Origin of the sequence: Mesorhizobium sp. KACC 23794 (assembly GCF_052180275.1) — a bacterium.
Classification (GTDB): Bacteria; Pseudomonadota; Alphaproteobacteria; order Rhizobiales; family Rhizobiaceae; genus Kumtagia.
Genome location: NZ_CP197465.1, coordinates 2,872,312 through 2,898,502, shown reverse-complemented (window position 1 = coordinate 2,898,502; position 26,191 = coordinate 2,872,312). Strand labels below are relative to the sequence as shown.

Here is a 26,191-nt window from a genome sequence, read left to right as displayed (position 1 = left end):
AGGTCGCCGTGCGATCCGGGTAGAGCGGCGTCACCAGGCGCAGATGCGGCTGCCGGTGTCGGGGTTCTGCCAGCAGGCGCGGTCGTCGCGCGCCCGATAATAAGGGCCGGGCAAGGCCACGTTGCGGCTGCCGAAATCGGCAAAACCCCAGGCGACGCCCGGGCGCTCGACCTCAATGGTCATGGTCGGATAGCCGGGCGCGGTGATGACAAAGCTGCCGTCGCGGTCGAGCCCGCGAAAATTGCAGGGATAGTGGCCGTCGTCAGTGGTGAAGCACTGTGCCGGCTTGGCGCTCGCGGGCTGGGCGGACAGAACGGCCAGGGCACAGGCCGCCCCGGCAAACACGACGCTTCGATGTGCCTTCACAGATTTTTCCCCTGTCTCGCCCGCTGGCGAATTAGGCATGAGGCCTGCCTGCGGTCAACCGTCACGCCCGCTGGGCGACGATGAACATCCTCGGGAATCTGAGCAGCACGCGGCCGTCGACCCGCGGCGGATAGGCCGCGGCGATTCCAGCCGTATAGGCGGCGAGGAACTGCGCCTGCTCGCCGGCGTCGAGCGGGTCGAGGAACGGCCGCAGGCCGGTCGAACTCACCCAGTCGACGATGGCCCCGGCGTCGGCCAGCGGATGGTTGTAGGCGACGTGCCAGACATCGACCCGCGCGGCATGTGGCGCCAGCAGGTCGTAATAGAGGCCGACGGGCGGCAACTGCGGGCGCGCCGCGTCGGCGAGTTTCGCGGCGAAAGGCACGGCCGCCGCCGTCTCTCGCATCAGCCGATGCGACGGCTCGCCGATATTGTCGGGCATCTGGATCGCCATCACGCCGCCCGGCGCCAGGAGGCCGAACAGTTTTGGCAGAAGCGCCGCATGGTCGGGCAACCATTGCAGAACGGCATTGGCGAACAGCACGTCGACCGGCTCGCCCGGTGTCCAGGTGGCGATGTCGGCCAGCGCGAAATCCACCTGCGGCAGCCGCTTGCGCGCCTCCGCGATCATAGCCGGCGACGAATCGATGCCGCTGACCTTCGCCTCCGGCCAGCGCCGGATGAGAAGTTCGGTCGAATTGCCCGGCCCGCAGCCGATGTCGACCACACGGCGCGGCGCCTCGAGCGGCACATGAGCCAGAAGGTCGCGCGCCGGCCGCGTCCGCTCGTTCTCGAACTGGAGATATTTTTGGGCAGACCAGTCTTTCGTCGTCTTCCGCATCGTGCCCGCCGAGCTTTCGAGAATTGGGTGTTCAATCCGGCCTGTGTTTGCAAAACCGTTGCTAGATCGATTGCGCCGTCGCCACAAGCACCACCGCCCCCACGCGGCGGAAATCCGCGCCAGCCGTCGATGCTTCGTTTGTCGCCTTCGGCTTGGCCGGCGGCGCGTCAGGACGTGTCGGGAAACGCCAGTGCGTATCGCGCCAGCGCATGGGCGTGCGCCAGAATCTCGTCGATCTCGCGGATTTTTCGGGGATGGTCGGCGGATGGCTCGTAGCGCAACAGCCGGCCGCCGGGCGGGCGTCCGGGCCGCAGCGGCGTGATGCGCCGGAAACGGAAAGCGGTGGGTTCTTGCCTGTCTTGCGCAACCCCGGCGGCGCGGGCCTCCCGGTCCCGCGCGAGCGCCGCGTTGTTGCGCGCCTTCCAGCGGGCGAACCGTCTTGCCTGTGCCGGCAGGTCGTCCAGCGCCTCGGCCAGTGCGGCAAGCCGCTGGCCGAGACGCATGGCATCGACCAGATCGTCGGGCGCGGGCCGCGCCGGAAAGTGGGAGGTTTCGCTGACGCCGGGAAACAGGATGCGCGGGACAACGCGGTCCGGCACAATGGGACGAAAGGCGCGGAACGGATTCTTGAGCGGATCGAGCAGCGACAGATGGAAGGAGCGCGGGCGGGCGGCGCGGAGTGCGGCGGCTCTCTTCGCCATGGCAGCGCGGGCGAGGTCGGCACGCGAGACGGTGACGGCGATGCCAAAACGGCGCAGCATCGGCGCCGGGTCGACGGGTTTTGGCTTGCCCGGACGCGGTGGCGGCAGGGTCACGACGATCCCGCGCGCCGCCGCGATGATCAGCCGGCGTGCGGCGGCTTCGGCGGGATGCAGCAGCTTCAGGATCGCGCGGTGCAGCCGGCGGGGGAGGGTGAATCCCGGGGACGGTGCCAGGTCAAGTGCCGGGGACAGTTTACTTTTTTCGGCCCGCGCCTCGTTCTCAACTGCCGCGCCCTTCTGCCGAAAGAAAGGAAACTGTCCCCCAGCGCCAAGCCCGGCCCCAGCGCCAAGCCCGGCCCCAGCGCCAAGCCCGGCCCCAGCGCCAAGCCCCTTCCCGGCACTCAGCCCGGCCATGGCGAGAAGCGAGACGAGAATACGCTTCAGCGCCTCCCGGTTTTTCTCGATTGCCACACTCGCGTCCATCGCCGCCCGCCTTTCGCCGCCTCAGCCGGCCGATATCAAGCCCGGTGCATCCCGACCCTCGTGCCGGGCGCCGGATGCGCCCTCCCCGCGCAATCGTCCTCGTGACCGACGCTCGCGCGGGAGCAAGTATGGGACGGGTCTTTGGGGAGGGGGATAAAAATCATGCTCGACGGCGTTTTACGCGCCGAGCGGAAGAAGACGGGTTCAGCAAAAACAATGGCTTGGCAGTCTATGCCGACACGCGCGCGGAGAAAAATCGTCGAGAGGAAAAAAATTCCATCCCCATTTCGGCGCTGAAAATCCGGGGACAGTTTACTCAATTCCGGTTCACGCTCTGCCGCAAACGGCAGCCTGCGAAGCGGAATTGAGTAAACCGTCCCCGGATTTGTCGCGCCGGCGCTATTCCGGCGCCTTGTCGCGCGCCTCGCGCACGATGGCGGATACATCCCGGTAAATCTCGTCGAGCCGGTCGTCCAGTGCATCCAGTTGCTCGGTGGTCAGCCCGAAAACCTCCTGGCAGGCGCCCCGGATCTTCCGGTCCACCACGCCCTCCAGGATCAGGTCGAGCGCGTCCACCCTGTACCGCGCCCGCTCCAGCGTCTCTTTCGCTGCAATCAGTCCAGAGCGGATGTCGTCCAGCCGATCGATGTGTTCCATGTCAATTATCTCGATCTCGCACAAGTGGCTGATGATGACCGCCATGCAGTCGATCAGCGATAGATCTCGCGCCGATTGCCGATCTCGACAATGAGTATGACAAGTCGGTCACCGAGAAACTTCGCGATAAGGCGATAGTCTCCAACACGGAACCGCCACAACTGTTCGTCCTGGCCCGCCAAGCGTTTCGCCAAGGAATGAGGATCAGGATGTCCTGCAACACGCTCGAACAGGTACGCAAGGATGCGCTGCGCGTCTCCTTTGGAAAGTTTGGCTAGCTGGCGCTCGGCCCTCGGTGCGATTTCAACTCGCCACGTCATTCTGCCGCGGGCTTTGTCATCGCGCGTTTTGCTTCAGGCGACATGCCGTATTTGCGCATCACCTCTTCCAGAGGGATGGCCACGAGGGGTTCGTCCTTCAGCGCCTCTTCGACGCTCTTCAAATCTTCCCAGTCTTCCAGGTGTTCAAGAAGTGCTCTGTACGCGATCGTTTCCGCACTCTGGCCGGTGTCAGCGGACATCCTGCCAAGGATTTCCTCGACTTCAGCCGTCAGGTTCAACTTCAGCATGGGCTCACTCCGGAAAGGATTGTTACCTCGCTCGACTGCAAAATAGCACAACCCGCCGGAAAACGCCCCTACCGCGTCAGCCGCTTGTACGTCATCCGGTGCGGGTTGACGGCGTCGGCGCCCAGCCGGCGGATCTTGTCCTTTTCATAATCCTCGAAATTGCCCTCGAACCATTCGACATGGCTGTCGCCCTCGAAGGCCAGCATGTGGGTGGCCATGCGGTCCAGGAACATGCGGTCGTGGCTGATGATGACCGCGCAGCCGGCATAGTTTTCCAGCGCGTCTTCAAGGGCTGCCAGCGTCTCGGTGTCGAGGTCGTTGGTCGGCTCGTCGAGCAAGAGCACGTTGCCGCCGGTCTTCAGCATTTTTGCCAGATGCACGCGGTTGCGCTGGCCGCCGGAGAGGTTGCCGACCTTCTGCTGCTGGTCGCCCCCGCGGAAATTGAACGACGCGCAGTAGGCGCGGGTGTTGGCCTCGAACTTTCCGAGTTTCACCACCTCGGCGCCGCCGGAAATCTCCTCCCACACGGTCTTGTTGGGGTCGAGCGCGTCGCGGCTCTGGTCGACATAACCGAGCTTCACCGTCTCGCCGATGCGGATCGAGCCGTCATCGGGCTTCTCCTGCCCGGTGATCATCTTGAACAGCGTGGTCTTGCCGGCGCCGTTCGGACCGATGATGCCGACGATGCCGCCCGGAGGCAGCTTGAACGACAGGTTCTCGATCAGCAGTTGGTCGCCAAAACCCTTGTCGAGGCCTTCGACCTCGATGACGACGTTGCCCAGCCGCTCGCCATGCGGGATGACGATCTGGGTGTCGCTCGGCCGGCGCTTGTCGGCGGCGTCCAGAAGATCCTGGAACGCCTGGATGCGGGCCTTGGACTTGGTCTGCCGCGCCTTCGGGCTGGACGAGATCCATTCGCGCTCGCGGGAAATGGCGCGCTGGCGGGCGTCGTCCTCGCGGCCCTCCTGCTTGAGGCGCTTGGCCTTGGCTTCCAGGTAGGCGGTGTAGTTGCCCTCGTAGGGAATGCCCCGGCCGCGGTCGAGCTCGAGGATCCAGCCGGTGACGTTGTCGAGGAAGTAGCGGTCGTGGGTGATGATCAGCACGGCGCCCTTGTAGGCGCGCAAATGCTTTTCCAGCCACGCCGTGGTCTCGGCGTCGAGATGGTTGGTCGGCTCGTCGAGCAGCAGCAGGTCCGGCTCGGAAAGCAGCAGCTTGCACAGCGCGACGCGGCGCCGCTCGCCGCCCGACAGCGTGGTCACGTCGGCGTCCTTGGGCGGGCAGGCCAGCGCCTCCATCGCCATCTCGACCTGCTGTTCGAGATCCCAGAGGTTCTGCCGGTCCATCTCGTCCTGCAGCTTCGCCGATTCCTCCGCCGTCTCGTCGGAGTAGTTCATCATCAGCTCGTTGTAGCGCTCGATGATGGCGGTCTTCTTCGTGACGCCTTCCATGATGTTCTCGAACGCCGTCTTCGAGGGATCGAGCGCCGGCTCCTGCGCGAGGTAGCCGACGGTGGCGCCCTCCGACAGCCAGGCTTCGCCCGACCAGTCCTTGTCGATGCCGGCCATGATCTTCAGCACGGTCGACTTGCCGGCGCCGTTGGGGCCCAAAATGCCGATCTTGGCGTCGGGGTAGAAGGAGAGGTGGAGATTCTCCAGCACCTTCTTGGTGCCGTAGGCCTTGTTCAGACCGGCCATGTGATAGATGAACTGGCGTGCCACGCGCGCGATATCCTTGGGGACAGGTTTCGGAGGGTCGCGCGCTATGTAGGCGAAGCGACGCCAAACGGCAATCGCCAAGTGGCGTCGATCAGGTCTGCCCTGCCGCCCGGCTGATCTCCATCCCGCAGCAAGCCGGCAACGGCGATGCCGGGGCTTCCCGCAAAACGCAGGGTTGCGCCTGCACACCGCAGTGTTGCAAGTCTCAACAAAAATGCGACAGCTTCAAATATCCGCGCAAGATCCCAAGGCCTTGTTATGAAATAGTATTTTTGGCAAATCGAGCACACGCCGAGGTGTCAGCAATCATCGGTTGCACTATAATTAAAGATTAACTCTTGCCTTGATTCGCAATCCTGACGTAAAGTGAGAGAAAACAAAGAAGTTATTCGGCGACATATTGAAAGGGTTCCCTGTTCACATCGGGGTTCCTGCCGTCCCCCCTTAGGGACATTGGGGCTGTTTGAGAAACAACAGCAATGGTGCTGGGTGATGCCCACACCAGATAAGGGAAATTTTGACAAAAAGAGCTTGAGACGTGGACAGCTTGGGTGGCTCCGCTCTCGAGCATCATGCGGGACTGCAACGCTCTCGGCTCGTAAGCGGGAGAGACGGCGCGTTGTCGTAGTCGTATCGGGCTGGGCTCACCTCCAGGCGGTCCGGATGAGGGCGTGTGTGCTTTGCAGCGCCCCACCGTTGCCTGTGACCCATCCATGCCGTGCGAGACCCAGGCCATGCCGGCCTTGGAACCGGGCGCGCCGCACAAGCCGGATCAACCAGATCGGGAGTTTCCAGCCATGGCCATCACCACAAGCTTTTCATTCGGTTTCGTCGAAAGCATCGATCCTTTCTCCATTACGGGGCGTGCGGACGCCACCAGCCTTTCCGACGGCGGCGTCGCCGTCGTCGGCGATCATATCGGGCACACCGACCTCACGACCTTCGAGGCTGACGGAGACATCGCGGGAAGCGCGTCCGTCATCCCCGGCGTCGACGCGGCTGTGACCCAGCTCAGCAACGGAAACCTCGTCGTGCTCTCGGACACCGGCACCGACATGTCATTCCGCATCGTAACGACCACAGGTGCGACCGTGCGGGTCGACACCAGCATCGGCGAGTCCGGGCCTGACGTTCTGGATCCGGAAGTCGCGGCCCTGACCGGCGGCGGTTTCGTCGTCGCCATCCAGGATTTCTTCGGCGGCACGGACAACGACGTCGACCTCCGGATTTACGACAATGACGGCAACCTGCTCCTGAACTTCGCGGCCGACGCCAGCGGCGCCAATGACCAGAACCCGAGCGTGGCCGGACTGGCTGACGGCGGCTTCGCCGTCGCCTGGCACCGCAACATCGGCTCCGAAAACGAGATGTGGTATGCCGTCTATGAGGCCAACGGCACCGTGCGACTGGCGCCGACGCTGCTCGACTCGGCCGGCACCGTGAACCGCAACGCCAGCGTGGTTGCGCTCGACAATGGCGGCTTCGCCATTGCCTACGAGGATAACGGCTGGTCCACCACGGACATCGACATCACGCTCGCGCGCTTCGACGCCGCCGGCAATTTCGTCGACTGGGACGACATAACCCAGAGCACCGCGAACGAAACCGGGCCGTCGGCCACGGTGCTTTCGAACGGCATGATCGCGGTCGCCTACACCGACGACGTCTTCGCCGACACCGACACCAGAGTCACGCTCGTCGACCAGAACACCGGCGCGGCTCTTACAACTTCGACGATCGGCGGCTCGTTCAACAACGAATCGGAGATCACGATCGCCGCCATGGGCAACGGCAAGATCGGGACGTTCCATACCGATTCGACCGCGGGCGACGTCGTCGGCTCGATCCGGCAGGCCACACGCTTCTCGACCAGCGATGGCGCAAGTGACACCATCGTGGTCGACAGCCTGCGCGACGTCGCCGCGGGCAATGCCGGCGACGATACGTTCCAGGGAGGCGGGCTGGATGCGTTCACCAGCGACTCGATCGACGGCGGCGCCGACAATGATCGCATCCTGGCTACCGGCGACATCAGCCTCGTCGACACGACGCTGACCTCGATCGAGGAGATCGAGATCCAGTTCCCGAACACGGCGACCTCGGTGACCGTCCGCGCCGACCAGATCGGGGCAGGCCTCGCCGCCAATCTGGTCGTCGACTTCAGCCTCAATAGCAGCCCCGACAAGTTCCGCGTCGAGATGCTTACTGCCACCACGGTCGACCTGTCCCAGTTGCAGGTCCAGGATTTCGATCCGGCGGGCACCGAGAACGACCGGCTGATCATTCTCGGCGACGACGACGACGAACAGATGCGCGGCACATCGGTCCGCGACGAACTGTTCGGCACGGGCGGCAACGACATCCTCGACGGCGGCGGCGGCGGCGATCTTCTGTCGGGTGGGCTCGACAACGACCGCGCCACCTATGCCAACGCAACAACCGGCGTGGTGGCGAGCCTCTTCGATCCGTCCGTCAATACGGGTGAAGCGGCCGGCGACACGTATGCGTCGATCGAGAACCTCACCGGCTCCGCCTTCGCCGACACACTGACCGGCAACGCTGGCGCCAACAGCATCCTCGGCGGCAATGACGACGACAAGCTCTCCGGCCTCGGCGGCAGCGACAATCTGTTCGGCAATGACGGCAACGACATCCTGGTCGGCGGCGCCGGCGCCGACGATCTGTCGGGCGGCCTCGGCAACGACCGCGCCTCCTACGAGAACGCCGCGGCCGGCGTGATTGCCAGCCTGTCCAATCCCGCAAGCAACACCGGCGACGCGCTGGGCGACACCTATGCGTCGATCGAGAACCTCACCGGCTCGGCCTTTGCGGATACGCTGACCGGCAACAACGGCATCAACAGCATCCTCGGCGGCCTCGGCGACGATCTGCTGAGCGGGCTTGGCGGTGCCGACAATCTGTTCGGCAATGACGGCAACGACGTGCTGATCGGCGGCACAGGCGCCGACGACCTCGCTGGCGGCGCCGGCAGCGACCGCGCGTCCTACGAGACGGCGGCGGCGGGCGTGGTCGCGGCCCTGCTCAGCCCGGCCACAAACACCGGCGACGCGCTGGGAGATACCTTCACCTCGATCGAGAACCTCACCGGCTCGGCCTTCGCCGACAAGCTAACCGGCACCAACAGCGCCAACAGCATCATCGGCGGCGCCGGCGACGACCTGCTGATCGGCCTCGGCGGCGACGACAATCTGTTCGGACAGGACGGCAACGACCTGCTGAACGGCGGCGCCGGCGCCGACGATCTCTCGGGCGGCGCGGGCAGCGATCGCGCCACCTACGAAACGGCGGCGGCCGGCGTCACGGCAGCCCTGCTTAGCCCGGCCACAAACACCGGCGACGCCCTGGGCGACACCTACAGTTCGATCGAGAACCTGACCGGCTCCGCCTTCGCCGACAAGCTCACCGGCACCAACAGCGCCAACAGTATCATCGGCGGCGCCGGCGACGACCTGATCACCGGCCTCGGCGGCGACGACAATCTGTTCGGACAGGACGGCAACGACACCTTTATCGGCGGCGCCGGCGCGGACGACCATTCCGGCGGCAACGGTTCGGACACGGCGTCCTACAGCACCGCGGTGGCCGGCGTCATAGCAAGCCTGACCACACCGGCGATCAACACCGGCGACGCCGCCGGCGACACCTACTCGTCGGTCGAGAACCTCACCGGTTCGGCGTTCGGCGACACGCTAACCGGCAACAGTGTCATCAACCTGCTTCTCGGCGGCAACGGCGCCGACACGCTCAACGGCCGGGCGGGCAGCGACACGATGACGGGTGGAGCGGGCAACGACAACTTCCTGTTCGACACCGCGCTCGGCGCCACCAATGTGGACGCCGTCACCGACTTCAACTTCGTCAACGACACGATCCAGCTCGACAATGCGATCTTCAACGCCATTCTAGGCGTGGGCGTGCTGACGGCGTCGCAGTTCACCTCCAACGTCACCGGCACGGCGGCCGACGCCAACGACCGCATCATCTACGAGACCGATACCGGCAATTTGTTCTACGACACCAACGGCAACGCTGCCGGAGGTTCCACCCTGTTCGCAACCCTCACCGCCGGGCTCGGTATCACAAACGCCGACTTCTTCATCGTGTGAAGCCGTTTTCCAGGTTCGGCCGGGACATGGTTCCCGGCTGTGGCCGGACCTGAAACCGGAACGCCGGGAGCATCATCGCTCCCGGCGTTTTCATGAGGCCGGCCGCCGAAGCGGCGGCATGGCATTTTTCGACGGAGACTCCCGCCTTCACAGGCGCGCGGCGGTGGGTGATACCAGCGGCCCTTGGCATGACCGTCTGCGCCGCTCCGGCGGTCAATGCCAAGGGCCGCTGGTATGAGATAGTGGCGCTCTACGCGACGACAAAATCGGCGTTGTTCAATGCCAGGCCAACCGTCAGCGTGGCAAAATGGATTCCTGCCGTGGCGCCCGTGCCGTCCGCATCATAGAACAGCTTTCCCGTGTCGGTCTCGTAGATGATGCGGTCGCTGGCATCGCCCGCTGCGCCGGTCGTGTTGGCGCGGAACGCCGCGGCGGCGAGCACGCCGGGCGTCGTCAGGGCGGTGAACACCCCGTTTTCCAGCTCGATGCGGTCGTCGACCGTGTTGAAGTCTGTGATCAGGTCAACGTTGCCGGCGACGAGCGCCGTGGAGAACACGAACATATCCTTGCCGCCGAGGCCGGCCAGCGTGTCCAGCCCGCCCTTGCCGTCGATGCGGTTCGACCCGGCATTGCCGGTTATGGCCTGCGCCAGTTCGTTGCCGGTGAGGTCGATCGCCGCGCTTCCGGCCGCACTGGTGGTCGCCAGCGTCTCGACATGGACGCCGGCCCCCAGCGTGTAGTCGACATTGACCAGCGCGCGGTCGGCTGCCCCTTGTGTTGAACTTTCGACGATCGTCGTCGCGGCGCTGTAGACGAGGTAGGTGTCGTTGCCGCCCATGCCGCGCAGCACGTCGCCGGCCCCTGCCCCGTCCTTCAGCGTGTTGATGCCGGCATTGCCGATGATCTCCTGCGCCAGCGCATTGCCGGTCAGGTTGATCGACGTGGTCGCGGACGCGCTGGTGGTCGTCAGCTGCTCCACATAGGCGCCGGCGGTGAGCGTGTAGCTGACCGCAGCCAGCACCCGGTCTGCCGCGCCCTGGGAGGAACTCTCGATGATGGTCGTGGCCGCGCTGTAGACTTGATAGATGTCGTTGCCGCCGAGCCCGCGCAGCACGTCGCCCGCGCCGCCACCGTCCCGCAGCGTGTTGACGCCGGCATTTCCGGTGATCTCCTGCGCCAGTGCGTTGCCCGTAAGGTTGATCGCCGTGGTGGCCGCCGACGACGTGGTCGTCAGTTGCTCGACATAGACGCCGGCCGCCAGCGTGTAGCTGACCGCCGTCATGACCCTGTCGGCGCTGCCCTGCGTCGAGCCCTCGAACACTTGTGTTGCCGCGCTGTAGATCTGGTAGGTGTCGTTGCCCGCCATGCCGCGCAGGATGTCGCCGGCCCCCACGCCGTCCTTCAGCGTGTTGACGCCGGCATTGCCGATGATCTCCTGCGCCAGCGCATTGCCGGTCAGGTTGATCGCCGTGGTGGCGGAGGCCGAGACGGTGGTGAACAGCTCGATGTCGACATCCTTGGCCAGCGCATAGGTGGCGCGCGCCATCACGCGGTCGGCAGTGCCGTTGCCAGCCGTCTCGATGACCACGTCGCCGGCGTTGTCCACGATGTAGGTGTCGTTGTCGACGCCGCCGTCCAGCGTGTCCGCGCCGGCGCCGCCGTCCAGCGTGTCCTTGCCGACAAGCCCGGTCAGCGTATTGGCGGCGCTGTTGCCCTTGATGACGTTGTCGAACTCGTTGCCGGTGCCGTCGATCGCGGCGGTGCCGAGCAGGGTCAGGTTCTCGAAATCGCCATAACCCTTGGACGAGGCAAGCAAGGTGTAAGTGTAATAGGTCTGCACCTCGTCGATGCCGCTGGCGCCATACTCGTCGATATAGTCGCTGCCCGGCGAACTCTGGATGTAGATGTCGTTGCCGGCGCCGCCGCGTGCCGAACCGCCATCCGCGCCGAGGTCGAGCGTGTCGTTGCCGTCCTCCCCGTAGAGATAGTCGTTGCCGGCGCCGCCGCGCAGTACGTCGTTGCCGATGCCGCCCTGCAGGCTGTCGCTGCCACCGGCGCCGGCCAGCGTGTCGTTGCCGCCATAGCCGTAAAGCGTGTCGGCAAGATCGGAGGTCACGAAGCTGTCGTTGCCCGAGCCGCCATACAAGTAGAAGCGCTCGACATTGACGACCGTGGTGCCATCGCCGACCAGCGTCGTCACCGCCGCCGAGGATTTGAACGCGAAGGTCAGGTTGGCGACCGCGTCGGTGCGCGAGAGATAGAGGATATCGCTGTCGGCGCCGCCGTCGATCTGGTCGGTGCCGCCGTAGGATTCGATCGAATCCGCGCCTGCACCGGCATCGATAATGTCGTCGCCGGTGATGTCGCCGCTATAGGCGCCGTCGCGGACGGTGTCGGCGCCATCACCGGAATCGATGGTGTCGCTGCCCTCGTCGCCGTAGATGCTATCGCTGGAGGCGCTGCCGGTGATCGTGTCGTTGCCTTCGCCGCCATAGCCGTAGCTGCCGTCGGCCCCGAGGATAAGCGTGTCGTTGCCGTCGCCACCGGAGAGCGAGTCGGAGCCGGCGCCACCGTCGAGTGTGTCGTCGCCGTCGCCGCCCCGGATGGTGTCGTTGCCGGATCCGGTTGTGACATTGTCGTTGCCGGAGCCGAGGGTGATGTCGAAGCGCTCGACATTGACCACCGTGGTGCCGTCGCCGACCAGCGTGGTCACGCTGGCAGTCGATGCCAGGAGGAAGGTCAGCGCCTTGGTGGCGTTGGACCGATCGAGATAGAGGACGTCGAAATCCGCGCCGCCGTCGATCGTGTCCTTGCCGCCGCTCGAACTCAGCGTGTCGTAGCCGGCTCCGCCGTTCAACGTATCGATGCTGGTGACGTCGCTGTAGCTGCCGTCGTAAAGCGTGTCGTCGCCCAACCCGCCCTGCAGCGTGTCGTTGCCGCCTTCGCCGTAGAGGTAGTCGTTGCCGTCGCCGGCATCGACCGTATCGTTGTCGGCTCCGGCGCTGATGGAATCCGCGCCCTGCCCGGTGCTGATGATGTCGTTGCCGGCGCCGCTGTAGATCGTGTCGTCGCCGGCGCCGGTGGTGATCTCGTCGTGGCCGAGGCCGGTGCGGATGTGGAAGCGCTCGACGCCGGTCACCGTGGTGCCGTCTCCGACCAGCGTCGTGGTCGCGGCCGCCGAGACGAAATTGAACTTCAGCGAGACCAGCGCGGAAGAGCGGTCGAGATACAGACGGTCCAGGCCGATGCCGCCGTCGATCTTGTCGGCGCCGCCATAGGACTCGATCTCGTCATTGCCGGCGCCGCCGTTCAGCGTGTCGGACGAGCTGAGGTCGTTGTAGGGGCCGTCGATCAGATAATCGTCGCCGTCGCCGGCGTTTATGATGTCGCTGCCGGCCTCGCCGTTGAGCGTGTCCCAGACATCGCTGCCGATCAGCGTATCGTTGCCCTCGCCGCCATAGGCGCTGCCGCCGTCGAGCCCGACGTCGATCGTGTCGTTGCCGGAATGGCCGTAGAGATAGTCGCGCCCGGCGCCGCCATAAAGCGTGTCGTTGCCACCGCCGCCGTAGACGCTGTCGTCCCCGCCAGCGCCGTCGAGGACGTCATCGCCCACATCGTCGGTAGGGTTGGCGTTTTCCTGATAGCCGTAGAGATAGTCGGCATCGGCCGTTCCGGTACGGTTTTCCGTACCGTTCGACGTATAGATGTATGGCATTTCTTCCCACCCGTTGCCCGAAACCGGCCGGCCACCCCAAAGGCCAATCGGTCAACAAATATCTATGCGCGTTCAACAAACAAAAGCAAGAGGCACAAAAAGGCAAGAATTTCCTCAATTTCGGTCATTTACCGGAAACAAACCTTCGATGACCGCAAGGAAGACGCGAAGAAATTCTTTGCCGCGGGCGAAAACACGCCACGGCCGCGGTCACACGGTAAAATGCACGGCTACCGGCAAATTTGCCCGGCCAAGTACGAAAACAACCCAGGAAAGCGGCAAATTTCCGGAACGGAAGCGAGTATGCAGTGGTGTTTTCCCGAGCATTTCGAGCCTTGAAATACGCCGGCAAAGCTCTGACGGGTGCGCGAATCAATCAACGGGCCGGGCAAACATCTTGCCAAGCCGCACGGTGCGAAGCATAGTTCGATCACCGATGGCGCGCATCCCCCGTTTGGGGGGCTGTCGTCGGGCAGCACCGGGCCGGAGCGGCGCTCCGGCATTTGCCCCCGGCAACGGGCGGGGTTAGGGCACGGATGCTTCGGGCGGACGAGCTGAAGGCGGCGGCCGGCGATGTCGTTGCGGCTGCTCTTCTGTCGCAAGGCTGGGAGCAGGCCTTGCTGCGGTTCGCCCGCGCCGCCGGCGCCCGCGACGCCGTGCTGATGCGTAACTCCAGTCACGCCATGGTCGTCGGCGTGGCGACGGAAGAGGCGACCGAGACGGTCGCCGCCTTCGCAGCCGGCCGTGCGCCGCCGAACTCGCGCTACGATCGCGTCAAGCCGGACATTTCCGGCGGTTTCCGCATCGACCATGACGACTACACGGACGACCTGCTGGCGCGCGATCCCTTCTACAACGAGTTCCTGCGCCCGGTCGGCCTCTTCTGGCATGCCAATGCGGTGCTCTCCTCCGGCGCGAACCAGTATGTCGAACTGAGCCTGAAGCGGCAGACGCGGGCGGGCCCCTACAGCCGCGCCGACGCCTATACGCTCGACGCAGCGCTGCCGGAACTCAGGGCGGCCGCCCGCATCGCCGAGGCGTCGATGCGTGCCGAGGCGCGCGGCATGGCGCGGCTGCTCAGCCATCGCGGCGGCACGGTGCTGGAATTCGACGGCTGGGGCAGGCTCGTCGCCGGGCAGCCGGCCGGCGAGAACGACCCGGCCTCGCCATTCCACAGCCGCAGGGACCGGCTTTGCGCGCGCCATCCGATGGAACAGGCCTCGCTGGATGCCGCCATCGCCAGGGCCGTGCTGCCGCCCGGGCAGATCGGCCTCGCCTCTCTCAGCGGCGCGGACGGCCGCCCCTATGTCCTGCAGGTCCACCCCATCCCCAACCGGGTACGCGATGTCTTCCTCGCCGCCGCTGCCATCGGCGTTCTGATCGAACGCGATCCGGTGACGGCGCCGATCAGCCTCGACCCCGGCACCATCCAGCCGATCTTCGACCTCACCGACCGCGAGGCCGACGTCACCTGCCTGCTGGCCGAAGGCGTCGATCTCGCCAGCATCTCGCGGCGGTTGCGCATCAGCCGCGGTACGGTACGAAGCTACCTGAAAAACGTCTTCGAAAAGGCTGGCGTCAGCCGCCAGGCGGAACTCGTCGCCCTGCTGTCGCGGCTGAGGCCGTGAGCGGCAGGGGCCGGACGGCGTCCTCGTGAACCGGTTTCGGTGCTCCGGTCCTCGAACACTCCGAGCCTGCGCTCGATTGCTGCCCTCCGCGCCATCGTCTAAGGCTATGACGCGGCACAGGGCGCCGCCGCCGAACATGGCTGGGCAAGCATGGCCACTCGCCACCGCAGGGAGTTCACATCGCCGACAGGCGCGGTGCTTTCGCAGACGGTCACGCTGGCCGACGGCGATCCGGTCGGCGTCGTCCAGGTCAACCACGGCATGGCCGAACATTCGGCCCGCTACGACCGCTTCGCCGATGCGCTGGCCGCGGCTGGATTTCACGTCTACACCCACGACCATCGCGGCCACGGCAGCACCAAGGCGAGCGACGCCGCCCCGGGACGATTCGCTGCGAGCGACGGCGTCGAAAAAGTACTCGCCGACATCGACGCCATCCACGATCAAATCGCGGTCGAGCAGCCCGGCCTGCCGCTGATCATCTTCGGCCATTCGATGGGCGGCATCATCGCGCTGAACTCGGTTCTCCGCCGCTCGAACCATCTTGCCGGCGCTGCAATCTGGAACGCCAATTTTTCGCCCGGCCTGCTCGGACGGGTCGGCCAGGCGATTCTTGCCTGGGAAAAATTCCGGCTCGGCTCCGACGTGCCGTCCCGCATCCTGCCAAAGCTGACCTTTCAGGACTGGGCCAAAAAAATCCCGAACCACCGCACATCAGCCGACTGGCTGTCGCGCGATCCGGCGGAAGTCGACAAATACGTCGCCGACCCGCTGTGCGGCTGGGACGCTTCGGTTTCGATGTGGCAGGACGTGTTCAAGATGGTCTTCGCCGGCGCCGACGACCGCAGTTTCGCGACAGTCCGCCGCGACCTGCCCTTCAACCTTGCAGGCGGCGGCGCGGACCCCTCGACGGTGAACGGCAAGGCTGTCGAGGAACTCGCCGCGCGCATGCGAAAAATGGGCTTTTCGAATCTTCATTCAAAGGTTTGGCCGGAAACGCGCCACGAAAGCTTGAACGACATCAACCGGAACGAGATCACGGCGGATTTCATCGGCTGGGAGAAACGCGTGGTTTCCGAGCGTTCCGTCCGGCAACAGAGGCAACGAACGAAGTCTGCCGCTGACAAGTGACGTTGTCCGACGTCAAAGAATTTTTGCACAGCAACTTCAACGGGCGCCTCGAGTTCTTTATTGAAGTGGTTGAGGCGGGCTGACCTGAATTGCCCCAGATTTTCTTTTTTAGCTCCCTGTGATACTATCTCCGGGCGTTTGATATATCGGTCAAGGAGGGCATTCCATGTTCGGCCGCGTTACCGATCATGACGGAAATCCAGTCTTTATGGTTAAAGTCGGCGTCTACCGCGACGGTGTTCTGGTGGAAAAAGAATACACCGGCGAAGACGGGCGATATTCGGTCGATTTCAGCAGCGAGGGTCCCGTATCCATTCTGTTCGATACGCATCCCACATTGAACACATCAGAGAAGTGGCACCCGTCCATCCTGTCGAACCTTGTCGGCAAATCGGACCTGCCGGTCGATCGCATCGTGGCCAGCACCGAGAGCCAGCCGGACGATCAATCGGCCCTGGATGCTCTGAGCGCCTATCTGTTCGCCGCGGCACATCTGGATCAGGCGCCGGATGAGTATCGCAGCGTGGCGGCAAGGCGGCTGGGAACGATCAAGTTCGCGGATTCATTTCTGCACGAAACCCAGCAGAGACTTATCCGGCATTTCCAATCGGGCCAGTAACATCCGATCTGCCGACCCGGCGACAGCGACACCCGCAAACGCGGCAAGAGCCCGGCCGCCGTCGATTTCGCCTGCCGGGCGCATCTTCGCCCGGCTTTCAGGCGATGACGAAATCCGCATTCGTCATCGTCACGCCCGCTCCGACAGTCGCGAAGTGAATGCGCAGGCCCAGCCCCGAGCCGTCGGCATCATAGTATAGCCGGCCGTTGTCGACGTCCTGGATGATCAGATCATTGGCATCCTCGGCCTCGCCCGCCGCGTTGGCACGAAATTGACTGGCTGAGATCGTGCCGGTCTGCGTGAAAGCCGAGAAGATCGCCTTAGACAGTTGGAAGCGGTCATCGGCGGCCACAAAACCGACGATAGTGTCGATGTTGCCCGATCCCAGCGAGTTGGCGAAGACGAATGTGTCGAGGCCGTCCAGCCCTCGCAAAGTATCGGCACCGCCTTTGCCCTCCAGACGATTATTGCCGGCGTTGCCAATAATGGATTGTGCGAACTCATTGCCGGTCAGGTTGATTGCGCCCAGCCCTAGCGTCGAACTGGTCTGGATCGTTTCCACCTCCGCACCTGCCGTCAGTACATAGCTGACCGCAGAGGCCACGCGGTCGTTGCCGTTGCCCACTGCTTCGAAGATGACGTCGCCGGCGTTGTGCACCCGGTATGTGTCGTTGCCGCCCAGCCCGCTCATCGAGTCGGCCCCGCCGACACCCCCATCATGCAGGGCATTGTTGCCCGCATTGCCGATGATTTCCTGTTTGAGAGCGTTGCCGGTGAGATCGATCGAAGCCGTGCCCGTCGTGCCGTTGGTGACCATCAGCTCGATATGGACATTCGCGCCAAGCACGTAGTCGACAGCCGCGGCCAATCGGTCGGACGCCCCTTCCGCCGCACCTTCGACGATCGTGTCTCCCGAATTGTACACACGGTAGGTGTCGTTGCCGCCCAGTCCGCGCATGACGTCCGTCGCGCCGTTCGCCCCGCCGGGGCTCAGCACATTGTTACCGGCGTTGCCGTAGATCGTCTGGAACCCCAGATTGCCGGTAAGATTGATTGACGACGTGGCGGCGCTGTTGGTCGTGGTCAACAACTCGATGTCGTCGTCGGCCGCAAGCGCATAGCTGGCGCGAGCCGCGACCCGATCAGCCGTGCCGTTTCCCACCGTCTCGACGACCACGTCGCCCTGCTGATCAACCATATAGAAGTCGTCGCCCTTGCCCCCAGCCATCGTGTCGGCGCCCAATCCGCCATCCAGCCGGTCGTTTCCGCTCAACCCGTTCAGCGTATCGTTGCCACCATAGCCATAGAGCGAATCGGCGCCGCTTGTGCCGTTGAGCGTGCTGTTACCACCGCCTATGCTCAAGGCGTTGACACCGTCGCCGAAAGCCCCTGTTGCGAGCAGATACCCGGTGCCACCCAGCTCCACGAAATCGATATGCGAGGCACCTGTCAGGCGCGATACCGAATCGTCGGAGAAGCTGTCGATGTGGGTGAGCGAGCCGTTCGCCTCGATGCGAAAATACGAAACCGTCCCGCCAAATCCGGTAGCGGCAGCCGCCAGGTAGGTTTCACCGCCGAACGAGAAAACCTTCAAGCCGCGCGCACCATTGAGCGGAATATCCGCGGAATGCGAGATGTTGAAGACATTGAGCAGAAGGCCGGCATCGGAGACCGAAAAGACGCTCAAACCGTCGGATCCCTCGCCCGAGGCAACGAGGTAGTGGTTTCCGCCGACGGTGGCGGTCGCGAGCGAGAACACGCTTGCGATCTCGAGGCCGATTGTGTTGAAGACCGTGTCGGTCGCCGCCAGCGAGCCGTCGGCGCCCATTTCAAAGACCGAGATGCCGTGGTCGTCGCGCCCGCCGACAAAGACGAAGGTGTCGGTTCCGGTTGTCAACGAGGTCGTGGTATAGGCGCCGTTCAGGGCGGTCGCTGCCGTATCCGAAACATTGGCCACGTTGTTCAACGAGCCGTTCGATTGCAGTTCGAAGACGCTGACACCGTCGTCGACTCTGCCGGGCGCGATCAGGAACTGCTTGCCGCCCTTCTGGACGACGGTCATCTCGCCTTCATTGTTGAGAAGTTCGAGAGTCGCGTCGTCTGTGACGCTGCCGACGAAGGTCAGGCTTCCGTCATTGCCGACCTTGAAAGTGTTGATGCCGTTCTCGAGCGCTCCGGCGGCGTAGAGATAGCGTGTCGAACCGAAGCTGGCAGATGCGAAGTTTGCCACCCCATCAAGTTTTGTCGCGCCAACGTCGAAAATCGAAGAGACGAAGGTGAGATTGCCGTTGGTATCCATCTTGTTGATGGATATGCCGTCCTCCGCATAACCCGCGACATAAACGAAGGTCTGCCCTCCGGCAGACAGAATTTCCAGGCCAAAAGCATTGCTTAAAGCCAGTGCCCCCTGATCGAACTGTACCGAAGCCAACCCCAACGTATTGTCTTTGACGACTGCCACAGGCTTCACCCCATCCAGACTTACGGTTAACAGAACTTATTGCTGAATTTTTCTTGGAATTTTGACAAAAGTCATAATAAGTTTTACGAAAGTTGCTTCGGCCCACGAAAATATTGCACTCATCACCTTCACGGCAGCTGTTCACCAGCGCCGCACGTGCCTGCAGGCCCGGTGTCGTTGTCGCATCCGAATCCTGTTTCCTGGCGCACGCCGGACTGGCATAGAGGAGCGATGTGCAATCCACCTCTTCACGGCATCCGCGTCATCGAACTCGCCCGCATCCTCGCCGGCCCCTGGGCCGGGCAGGCGCTGGCCGACCTCGGCGCCGACGTGATCAAGGTGGAAAGCCCGGAAGGCGACGACACCCGCAAATGGGGGCCGCCCTTCGTCACCGGCCATGACGGCGAGAACCTGTCGTCGGCCTATTACCATTCCTGCAATCGCGGAAAACGCTCGATCGCAGTGGATTTCTCGACGCCGGAGGGCGCCGAAACGATTCGGAAACTGGCGGCTTCCGCGGATGTGCTCATCGAGAACTTCAAGCTCGGCGGGCTGAAGAAATACGGGTTGGACTATGACAGCCTGCGAAAACTCAATCCGAAACTGATCTACTGCTCGATCACCGGCTTCGGCCAGGACGGGCCCTATGCGGCGCGCGCCGGCTACGACTTCATCGTCCAGGGCATGTCGGGTCTTATGTCGATCACCGGCGCCGCCGGCGGCGAGCCACAGAAGGTCGGCGTCGCCGTCAGCGACATTTTTACCGGCCTCTATTCCGTCATCGCCATCCAGGGCGCGCTTCGCCACGCCGAGGCGACCGGCGCAGGCCAGCATATCGACATGGCGCTGTTCGACACGCAGATCGCCGTGCTCGCCAACCAGAACATGAATTTCCTGGTGTCGGGCAACACGCCGACGCGCATGGGCAACGCCCACCCCAACATCGCGCCCTACGAGGTGCTGCCGGTGGCGGACGGCCATTTCATCCTGGCGACCGGCAACGACAGCCAGTTCCGGAAATTCTGTGCCGTCGTGGGGCTGGACGGCTTTCCCGACCATCCGGATTTTTCGACCAATTCGGCGCGTGTCGCCAACCGCGTCGCGCTGCGCGCGGCGATGGTGGAGAAGCTGGCAGCCTTCGATCGCGCGTCCCTTCTCGCGAAACTGGAGACGGTCGGCGTGCCGGCTAGCCCCATCAACACCATCGAAGACAGTTTTGCCGATCCGCAGACCGTTGCGCGAAAAATGCGGCTCGACCTCGACGACGGCCACGGCAACGTCCTGCCCACGGTGCGTTCGCCGATCGCCTATTCGCAAACGCCGCTGGCCTACGATCGCCCCTCGCCTCGGCTTGGCGAGCACACGGCCGAAATCCTTTCCGAACTGGAGGGCTCATGAAGACCGGCGGACAACTGATCGTCGACGCGCTGGAGGCCAACGGCGTCGACCGCCTTTATTGCGTGCCAGGGGAATCCTATCTGGCGGTGCTGGACGCCCTGCACGATTCGCCGATCAAGACCATCGTCTGCCGGCAGGAGGGCGGTGCGGCGATGATGGCCGACTGCCACGGAAGGCTGACCGGCAAGGCAGGCATCTGCTTCGTCACCCGCGGTCCCGGCGCCACCAACGCCTCGGCCGGCATCCACATCGCCATGCAGGATTCGATCCCGATGATCCTGTTCATCGGCCAGATCGCCAGCCATGCGCGCGAGCGCGAGGCTTTTCAGGAGGTAAACTACCGCGCTTTCTTCGGCCCGATCGCCAAATGGGCGACCGAGATCGAGGACGCCTCGCGTATCCCTGAAATCGTCACCCGCGCCTTTTCCGTCGCGACGTCCGGCCGGCCGGGACCGGTGGTGATCGCACTGCCGGAAGACATGCTGACAAGCGAGGTCGAGGCGCCGGCGGCGAAAGCCTGGACACCGGTCGAGACCCGGCCGGGCGAACCGGAGATGCGGCAGCTTGCCGAGTTGCTGGTCAACACCAGGCGACCGATCGCCATTCTTGGCGGGACGCGCTGGACGGCCGACGCCAAATCGGCATTCGAGAAGGCTGCGGAAGCCTGGGCGCTGCCGGTTGGCGTGTCCTTCCGCCGCCAGATGCTGTTCGACCATCTGCACCCTTGTTACGCCGGCGATGTCGGCATCGGGCCAAACCCAAAACTCGCAAACTATATCAAGCAGGCCGATCTCGTCCTGCTGGTCGGCGGGCGCTTCGGTGAGATGCCGTCGTCCGACTACACGCTGCTCAAAAGCCCCTACCCCGACCAGACGCTGGTTCACGTGCACGCCGATCCGGACGAACTCGGCCGCGTCTACCGGCCGACGGTCGCCATCAATGCATCGCCGGCAAGCTTCGCCGAGGCTTTTGCGAAAACCGCGCCGAAAGCGCCGCCCGCCTGGGAGACCGAGACCGAGCGCCTGCACGCCGCCTATCTCGACTGGTCGACGCCGCCAGAGACCAGCCCCGGTTCGGTCGCCATGGGCCAGATCATGACCTATCTCGAATCCGTCCTGCCGGACGACACGATCTTCACCAATGGCGCGGGCAACTACGCCACCTGGATCCACCGTTTCCACCGCTTCCGCCGCTTCGCCACGCAGGCGGCACCCACCTCCGGCTCGATGGGCTATGGCACGCCAGCGGCGGTCGCAGCAAAACAGCTTTTCCCCGACCGCGACGTCATCTGTTTCGCCGGCGATGGCTGTTTCCTGATGAACGGCCAGGAATTCGCCACCGCCGTGCAATACGATTTGCCGATCATCGTGGTGCTGGTCAACAACGGCATCTACGGCACCATCCGCATGCATCAGGAACGCGAATATCCCGGCCGCGTCTCCGGCACTGACCTGAAAAACCCGGATTTTGCCGCCCTTGCCCGCGCCTATGGCGGACATGGCGAGACGGTGGAGAAGACTGACCAGTTCGCGCCGGCCTTCGAGCGGGCGCGTGCCAGCGGCAAGCCGGCGATCATCGAGATCAAGCTCGATCCGGAAGCGATCACGCCGACCAGGACGCTGACGGATATCCGGGAGCGGCGGTAGCGACCAAGCTTCTGCGCTGCCTACTTTCGCAACTCGTCGACAAGTTCCGGATGCTTCGACAGCAGCTTCATGAGCTGGGTCGTAGGGCCGCTCGGCTCGACGAGCCCGCGCTCGTATTTGTCGAACGCGTTCTCTCCGACCTTGAAGAGTTCGCCGGCTTCGCGCTGCGAGAGCTTTAGCTTGGCACGGATTTCGCGGATGTCGTTCGGCGCAGGCAACCCATCGACGCGGCGTTTGAGTTCGCGTAGCGCAGCGTCGGACGGCTCCATGTCCCGCCCGACGAACACGGCATCTTCTTCATTGCGTGGATTGTAGTAGCCCGGTTGATCAACCGTTATGGCCTGTCCCTTGTAGGTTACGGTAAACGGCCGAACGCCCCGAACCAGTTGCTCACCACTTTCCGGTGACACCATCGTCTCGGGAAGTATGCGCTCTGCAACCATCTCATTTTTCCTTGAACGACATCACGGTAAAGTCTGTCACGACGTTTGCCTGAAATTTCACATAGAGCACCAAATTGCGCGCCCGCGCCTGATATACATCCTGCCAGATTCGATGATCGGCGTAAGTCGTCATCGATTTCTGGAACATCCGTCGCTCCAGACTATGGATTACCTCCACCACGCCCGCAGCATCGAATCCAAGTTGGAGCGCGTTGCGGCGCGCTACTGCTGTTATTGACAATGTTTCCGGCGAGCTAAGCGCCGCGTTTATCGCCGTCAAATCGTAGCTGGGCTTGCGCTTTTCCATCACCATTATGCCACCATTAAGGTGGCATATCAAGAGTGCTCCAATAAGGATTCAGGACGTAGCCAACACCGAATCCGGCATTTTGCTATGGAGAAGGGGCGGTCGCCCGCCCCTTCCTGATCTTGCGTGAAACCAGTCGAGCTTACTTGATCGCCTTGTCCGTGATCGCAGCCGTCCAGGCGCCGGAAGGCTCCTTGGTGATGATCTTCTGGGCCAGCAGGGCGTCGGCGGTGCGCTTGTAGGCTGCCTCGATCAGCTTGCCGTCGGCATTGTCGATGAGTTTTGCCACCTCGCCCATCATGCGCTTCTGGTGGTTCTCGTCCTGGCCGCCGGCTTCGACCACGATGCCCGCCGCTTCGTCCGGATTGTCGACGGCATATTTCCAGCCCTTCATCGAAGCGCGCACGAAACGCACCATCTTGTTCTCGAAGGCCGGGTCCTTGAGCTTGTCCTCCATGGCGTAGAGGCCGTCCTCGAGCAGGTCGTTGCCCATCGCCGTGTAATTGAAGACGATCAGGTCCTCCGGCTTGTAGCCGGCGTCGATCAGCTGCCAGTATTCGTTGTAGGTCATGACCGAGATGCAGTCGGCCTGCTTCTGGATCAGCGGCTGCACGTCGAACGACTGTTTTAGCACGGTAACGCCGTCCGCTCCGCCTTCGGTCGGCAGGCCGAGCTTGTTCATCCAGGCGTAGAACGGATATTCGTTGCCGAAGAACCAGACGCCGAGCGTATGGCCCTTGAAGTCGGCTTCGGTCTTGACCGGCCCGTCCTTCGGGCAGACCAGTTCCATGCCGGCCTTCTTGAACGGCTGAGCGATGTTGACCAGCGGCACGCCCTTTTCACGCGCTGCCAGCGCCCCACCCATCCAGTCGACGATGACGTCGGCGCCGCCGCCGGCGATCACCTGCTCCGGCGCGATATCCGGACCGCCCGGCTTGATGGTGACGTCGAGGCCTTCCTCCTCATAAAAACCCTTTTCCTTGGCGACGTAATAGCCGCCAAACTGCGCCTGCGTCACCCATTTGAGCTGCAGCGTCACCGCGTCGGCGGCGAGCGCCTGGGCGGCCGCCAGCGACATCGCGCCGGCAAGCAGAGAAACGATCGTTCTTTTCATTTTTTCTACCCTCTGGATAAGTCTATCCACCACGGACAGACGGATGCCAAAACGTGGCGGCCCTCTCGAACAGGGCGACCACGCCATAGAAGACCGAACCCGCGAGCGCCGCAACCGCGATTTCGGCCCACACCATGTCGATGTTCATGCGCCCCACCTCGGTGGAGATGCGGAACCCCATGCCGACGACGGGCGTGCCGAAGAATTCGGCGACGATGGCGCCGATGAGGGCCAGCGTCGAGTTGATCTTCAGCGCATTGAAGATGAAGGGCGCCGCGGCCGGCAGGCGCAGCTTGAACAGCGTCTGCCAGTAGGAGGACGCATAGGTGCGCATCAGGTCGCGCTCCATATGGCCGCTGGCCGCCAGCCCGGCGACCGTGTTCACCAGCATCGGGAAAAAAGTCATGATGACGACCACCGCAGCCTTCGATTCCCAGCCGAAGCCGAACCACATGACCATGATCGGCGCCACGCCGATGATCGGCAGCGCCGACACCATGTTGCCGATCGGCATCAGACCGCGGCGCAGGAACAGGAAACGGTCGGCGAGGATCGCGGTGACGAAACCCGCCGCACAGCCCATCGCGTAGCCGGCAAGGGCTGCCTTGAAGATGGTCTGCTGCACGTCGGCGGCGAGGATCGGCAACGAACTGGCGATGCGCGCGCCGACTGCCGACGGCGGCGGCAGGAGGATGAAGGGGATGCCTGCACCGCGCGTGATCGCCTCCCAGATGACCAGCAGCCACAGGCCGAAGATGGCGGGGATGGCCAATCGGAGCAGGATTTGAGCCCGGCGCGCCGCCGGCTGCAGGCTGGAGAGCAGGGTTACGCAGCGCCAGGCGAGCAGCCACGCGGCTGCCATCAGAAGATAGAACGGCGTACGCGCCGTGCCTTCCGAGCCCGCGAGCCCTGAGAGCAACAGCCAGGCAGCGGCGTGCGCGCCGATGAACAAGACGAAAGCCGCGGCAAGCGGTGGGACGCGCATCATAGAGATCACGCCTGCGGCGAGGATGAGATCGAAGATGAAGATTCTTGCGTCGGCGAACGGATAGCCGGCAGCCGAACCCAAAGGGACGCCGGCCTCGGTCGCTGTGATCGGGCCGAGCAGAGCGGCCAGGATGCAGAGCAGGACGACAAGCAACACCTGCCAAGACGGCGTGAACCACCTCATGCCGGCAAGCCTTCCCGAGTGGACGACTGTGGACTCCTAACCCCTCCCCACAAGGAGGAGGGGGACTTGGCGCCGACGCTTCCGAATCCCCCTCCGCCTTGTGGGGAGGGGTTAGGGGTGGGGGTCCACAGCCGCATGCCACGCCGGTGTCCGTCGCCAATGCGCCTCATACCGGCCGCGCTCCCATCGCGCGCTCGACGATGCGGCCCGCAAGTGCGACCAGCGCCACCAGCAGCACCGCCACCACCGAACCGGCCACAAGTGCTGCCCAGATGTCGATGGTCTGGCTGTAATAAGCGCCGGCCAGGAGCTTCGAGCCGATGCCGGCCACCGCGCCGGTCGGCAGTTCGCCGACGATGGCGCCGACAAGGCTCGCCGCCACCGCCACCTTCATCGAAGCGAACAGAAACGGCACGGAAGCCGGCGCCCTGAGTTTCCAGAAGATTTGCGACGGGCTGGCGAAATAGGTGCGCATCAGGTCGAGATGCATGATTTCGGGCGAGCGCAGCCCCTTCACCATGCCAACGGCGACCGGGAAGAACGACAGATAGGTCGAGATCATCGCCTTGGGGATCAGCCCGGTGACGTTCACCGCCGCCAGCACGACGATGATCATCGGCGCGATGGCGAGGATGGGAATCGTCTGCGAGGCGATGATCCACGGCATCAGGCTTCGGTCCAGCGATTTCAGATGCACGATGCCAACGGCGATGGCGATGCCGAGCGCAGTGCCGAACAGGAAACCGACCAGCGTCGAGGAGAGCGTCACCCAGGAATGGTAGACGAGGCTGCGGTTGCTGGTGATTTTTCGCAGGAACGTGTTCTCGAAGAAATTGGCCGCGACCTGATGCGGGGCGGGAAGCGTCGGTTTTGGCTGGGACAGGGTCGCCTGCACGAACTCCAGCGTGGTGCGCGTGACATTCCCTCGCCGGTCGAGATCGCGCTGGAACGGCGCGTTCATAGCCACCGCGCCGATGTACCAGACGACGATCAGCCCGAGCAGGATCGTGGTGACGGGGATGATCTTGTCACTGAGGCGGTCGGTCATTCGGCCACCTTGGCCGTCGGCGTACGCCTCTTGACGGGCCGAGGTTCGCAAA

The 26,191-nt window shown here is 63.9% G+C and carries 20 protein-coding genes; 6 read left to right on the top strand and 14 right to left on the bottom strand.

The features are described 5' to 3' along the window. Positions 1-30 precede the first annotated feature (30 nt). The 7 genes from ACSBOB_RS14205 to ettA form a co-directional block, all read right to left on the bottom strand. Complete coding sequence (locus ACSBOB_RS14205; RefSeq protein ID WP_442583035.1) at positions 31-366, bottom strand: hypothetical protein; 336 nt, start codon at positions 364-366, stop codon at positions 31-33. Positions 367-427: 61 nt separating this feature from the next. Then, complete coding sequence (gene tam / locus ACSBOB_RS14200) at positions 428-1,207, bottom strand: trans-aconitate 2-methyltransferase (protein WP_442583034.1); 780 nt, start codon at positions 1,205-1,207, stop codon at positions 428-430. Positions 1,208-1,374: 167 nt separating this feature from the next. Next, on the bottom strand, positions 1,375-2,379 hold the full coding sequence (locus ACSBOB_RS14195) for a hypothetical protein (RefSeq protein ID WP_442583033.1): 1,005 nt from the start codon (positions 2,377-2,379) through the stop codon (positions 1,375-1,377). 411 nt (positions 2,380-2,790) lie between these two features. Continuing rightward, a complete protein-coding gene (locus tag ACSBOB_RS14190; RefSeq protein ID WP_442583032.1) occupies positions 2,791-3,093 on the bottom strand; it encodes a hypothetical protein in 303 nt (100 codons plus the stop codon). Positions 3,094-3,101: 8 nt separating this feature from the next. Then, entirely contained in the window at positions 3,102-3,368 is a 267-nt protein-coding gene (locus ACSBOB_RS14185) for a type II toxin-antitoxin system RelE family toxin (RefSeq protein WP_442583031.1), read from the bottom strand. Beyond that, complete coding sequence (locus ACSBOB_RS14180; RefSeq protein WP_442583030.1) at positions 3,365-3,616, bottom strand: hypothetical protein; 252 nt, start codon at positions 3,614-3,616, stop codon at positions 3,365-3,367. The genes ACSBOB_RS14185 and ACSBOB_RS14180 overlap by 4 nt, the downstream gene beginning before the upstream one ends. A gap of 68 nt (positions 3,617-3,684) precedes the next feature. Then, the gene (gene ettA, locus ACSBOB_RS14175) at positions 3,685-5,334 is read right to left on the bottom strand and encodes an energy-dependent translational throttle protein EttA (protein WP_442583029.1); all 1,650 of its coding nucleotides are present in this window, start codon (positions 5,332-5,334) and stop codon (positions 3,685-3,687) included. Between the two features lie 794 nt (positions 5,335-6,128). On the opposite strand from ettA, the gene ACSBOB_RS14170 reads away from it, so the two are divergent. Continuing rightward, positions 6,129-9,458 carry a beta strand repeat-containing protein gene (locus ACSBOB_RS14170; RefSeq protein ID WP_442583028.1) on the top strand — a complete coding sequence of 1,110 codons (3,330 nt, stop codon included), beginning with the start codon at positions 6,129-6,131 and terminating at the stop codon, positions 9,456-9,458. A gap of 250 nt (positions 9,459-9,708) precedes the next feature. On the opposite strand, the gene ACSBOB_RS14165 is transcribed toward ACSBOB_RS14170, so the two are convergent. Beyond that, entirely contained in the window at positions 9,709-13,173 is a 3,465-nt protein-coding gene (locus tag ACSBOB_RS14165) for a beta strand repeat-containing protein (RefSeq protein ID WP_442583027.1), read from the bottom strand. A 536-nt stretch (positions 13,174-13,709) separates the two neighbouring features. Here ACSBOB_RS14165 and ACSBOB_RS14160 point away from each other — a divergent pair. The 3 genes from ACSBOB_RS14160 (at position 13,710) to ACSBOB_RS14150 (ending at position 16,551) form a co-directional block, all read left to right on the top strand. Further along, complete coding sequence (locus ACSBOB_RS14160) at positions 13,710-14,801, top strand: helix-turn-helix transcriptional regulator (RefSeq protein WP_442583026.1); 1,092 nt, start codon at positions 13,710-13,712, stop codon at positions 14,799-14,801. 150 nt (positions 14,802-14,951) lie between these two features. Further along, a complete protein-coding gene (locus tag ACSBOB_RS14155) occupies positions 14,952-15,932 on the top strand; it encodes an alpha/beta fold hydrolase (protein ID WP_442583025.1) in 981 nt (326 codons plus the stop codon). A gap of 166 nt (positions 15,933-16,098) precedes the next feature. After that, positions 16,099-16,551 (top strand): hypothetical protein, encoded by a 453-nt coding sequence (locus ACSBOB_RS14150; RefSeq protein WP_442583024.1) that lies wholly within the window; start codon positions 16,099-16,101, stop codon positions 16,549-16,551. Between the two features lie 97 nt (positions 16,552-16,648). Here the strand turns inward: ACSBOB_RS14150 and ACSBOB_RS14145 are convergent, their stop codons facing one another. Further along, complete coding sequence (locus ACSBOB_RS14145; RefSeq protein WP_442583023.1) at positions 16,649-19,012, bottom strand: beta strand repeat-containing protein; 2,364 nt, start codon at positions 19,010-19,012, stop codon at positions 16,649-16,651. A 231-nt stretch (positions 19,013-19,243) separates the two neighbouring features. Here ACSBOB_RS14145 and ACSBOB_RS14140 point away from each other — a divergent pair, with 231 nt between their 5' ends. Together ACSBOB_RS14140 and ACSBOB_RS14135 are read left to right on the top strand one after the other, a co-directional pair. Beyond that, positions 19,244-20,410, top strand: a complete 1,167-nt coding sequence (locus tag ACSBOB_RS14140; protein WP_442583022.1) for a CaiB/BaiF CoA transferase family protein — start codon at positions 19,244-19,246, stop codon at positions 20,408-20,410. After that, positions 20,407-22,056 (top strand): thiamine pyrophosphate-binding protein, encoded by a 1,650-nt coding sequence (locus ACSBOB_RS14135; protein ID WP_442583021.1) that lies wholly within the window; start codon positions 20,407-20,409, stop codon positions 22,054-22,056. Before ACSBOB_RS14140 ends, ACSBOB_RS14135 begins: the two co-directional genes overlap by 4 nt. Before the next feature lie 20 nt (positions 22,057-22,076). Here the strand turns inward: ACSBOB_RS14135 and ACSBOB_RS14130 are convergent, their stop codons facing one another. From ACSBOB_RS14130 to ACSBOB_RS14110, 5 genes are all read right to left on the bottom strand, one after another. Next, on the bottom strand, positions 22,077-22,499 hold the full coding sequence (locus tag ACSBOB_RS14130; RefSeq protein WP_442583020.1) for a type II toxin-antitoxin system MqsA family antitoxin: 423 nt from the start codon (positions 22,497-22,499) through the stop codon (positions 22,077-22,079). A 1-nt stretch (position 22,500) separates the two neighbouring features. Continuing rightward, the gene (locus ACSBOB_RS14125) at positions 22,501-22,806 is read right to left on the bottom strand and encodes a type II toxin-antitoxin system MqsR family toxin (protein WP_442583019.1); all 306 of its coding nucleotides are present in this window, start codon (positions 22,804-22,806) and stop codon (positions 22,501-22,503) included. Between the two features lie 142 nt (positions 22,807-22,948). Then, positions 22,949-23,920: an ABC transporter substrate-binding protein gene (locus ACSBOB_RS14120; protein WP_442583018.1), complete on the bottom strand. Its 972-nt coding sequence runs from the start codon at positions 23,918-23,920 to the stop codon at positions 22,949-22,951. Positions 23,921-23,942: 22 nt separating this feature from the next. Continuing rightward, positions 23,943-25,091 (bottom strand): ABC transporter permease, encoded by a 1,149-nt coding sequence (locus ACSBOB_RS14115; RefSeq protein WP_442583017.1) that lies wholly within the window; start codon positions 25,089-25,091, stop codon positions 23,943-23,945. Between the two features lie 166 nt (positions 25,092-25,257). Continuing rightward, complete coding sequence (locus ACSBOB_RS14110) at positions 25,258-26,139, bottom strand: ABC transporter permease (RefSeq protein ID WP_442583016.1); 882 nt, start codon at positions 26,137-26,139, stop codon at positions 25,258-25,260. Between the last annotated feature and the right edge of the window lie 52 nt (positions 26,140-26,191).

Coding starts and splice junctions, on each gene's coding strand:
- tam (WP_442583034.1), bottom strand. CDS start 1,207: ATGCGGAAGACGACGAAAGACTGGTCTGCCCAAAAATATCTCCAGTTC.
- ACSBOB_RS14190 (WP_442583032.1), bottom strand. CDS start 3,093: ATGGCGGTCATCATCAGCCACTTGTGCGAGATCGAGATAATTGACATG.
- ACSBOB_RS14185 (WP_442583031.1), bottom strand. CDS start 3,368: ATGACGTGGCGAGTTGAAATCGCACCGAGGGCCGAGCGCCAGCTAGCC.
- ACSBOB_RS14180 (WP_442583030.1), bottom strand. CDS start 3,616: ATGCTGAAGTTGAACCTGACGGCTGAAGTCGAGGAAATCCTTGGCAGG.
- ACSBOB_RS14170 (WP_442583028.1), top strand. CDS start 6,129: ATGGCCATCACCACAAGCTTTTCATTCGGTTTCGTCGAAAGCATCGAT.
- ACSBOB_RS14165 (WP_442583027.1), bottom strand. CDS start 13,173: ATGCCATACATCTATACGTCGAACGGTACGGAAAACCGTACCGGAACG.
- ACSBOB_RS14160 (WP_442583026.1), top strand. CDS start 13,710: ATGCTTCGGGCGGACGAGCTGAAGGCGGCGGCCGGCGATGTCGTTGCG.
- ACSBOB_RS14155 (WP_442583025.1), top strand. CDS start 14,952: ATGGCCACTCGCCACCGCAGGGAGTTCACATCGCCGACAGGCGCGGTG.
- ACSBOB_RS14150 (WP_442583024.1), top strand. CDS start 16,099: ATGTTCGGCCGCGTTACCGATCATGACGGAAATCCAGTCTTTATGGTT.
- ACSBOB_RS14140 (WP_442583022.1), top strand. CDS start 19,244: ATGTGCAATCCACCTCTTCACGGCATCCGCGTCATCGAACTCGCCCGC.
- ACSBOB_RS14135 (WP_442583021.1), top strand. CDS start 20,407: ATGAAGACCGGCGGACAACTGATCGTCGACGCGCTGGAGGCCAACGGC.
- ACSBOB_RS14130 (WP_442583020.1), bottom strand. CDS start 22,499: ATGGTTGCAGAGCGCATACTTCCCGAGACGATGGTGTCACCGGAAAGT.
- ACSBOB_RS14125 (WP_442583019.1), bottom strand. CDS start 22,806: ATGGAAAAGCGCAAGCCCAGCTACGATTTGACGGCGATAAACGCGGCG.
- ACSBOB_RS14120 (WP_442583018.1), bottom strand. CDS start 23,920: ATGAAAAGAACGATCGTTTCTCTGCTTGCCGGCGCGATGTCGCTGGCG.
- ACSBOB_RS14115 (WP_442583017.1), bottom strand. CDS start 25,091: ATGAGGTGGTTCACGCCGTCTTGGCAGGTGTTGCTTGTCGTCCTGCTC.
- ACSBOB_RS14110 (WP_442583016.1), bottom strand. CDS start 26,139: ATGACCGACCGCCTCAGTGACAAGATCATCCCCGTCACCACGATCCTG.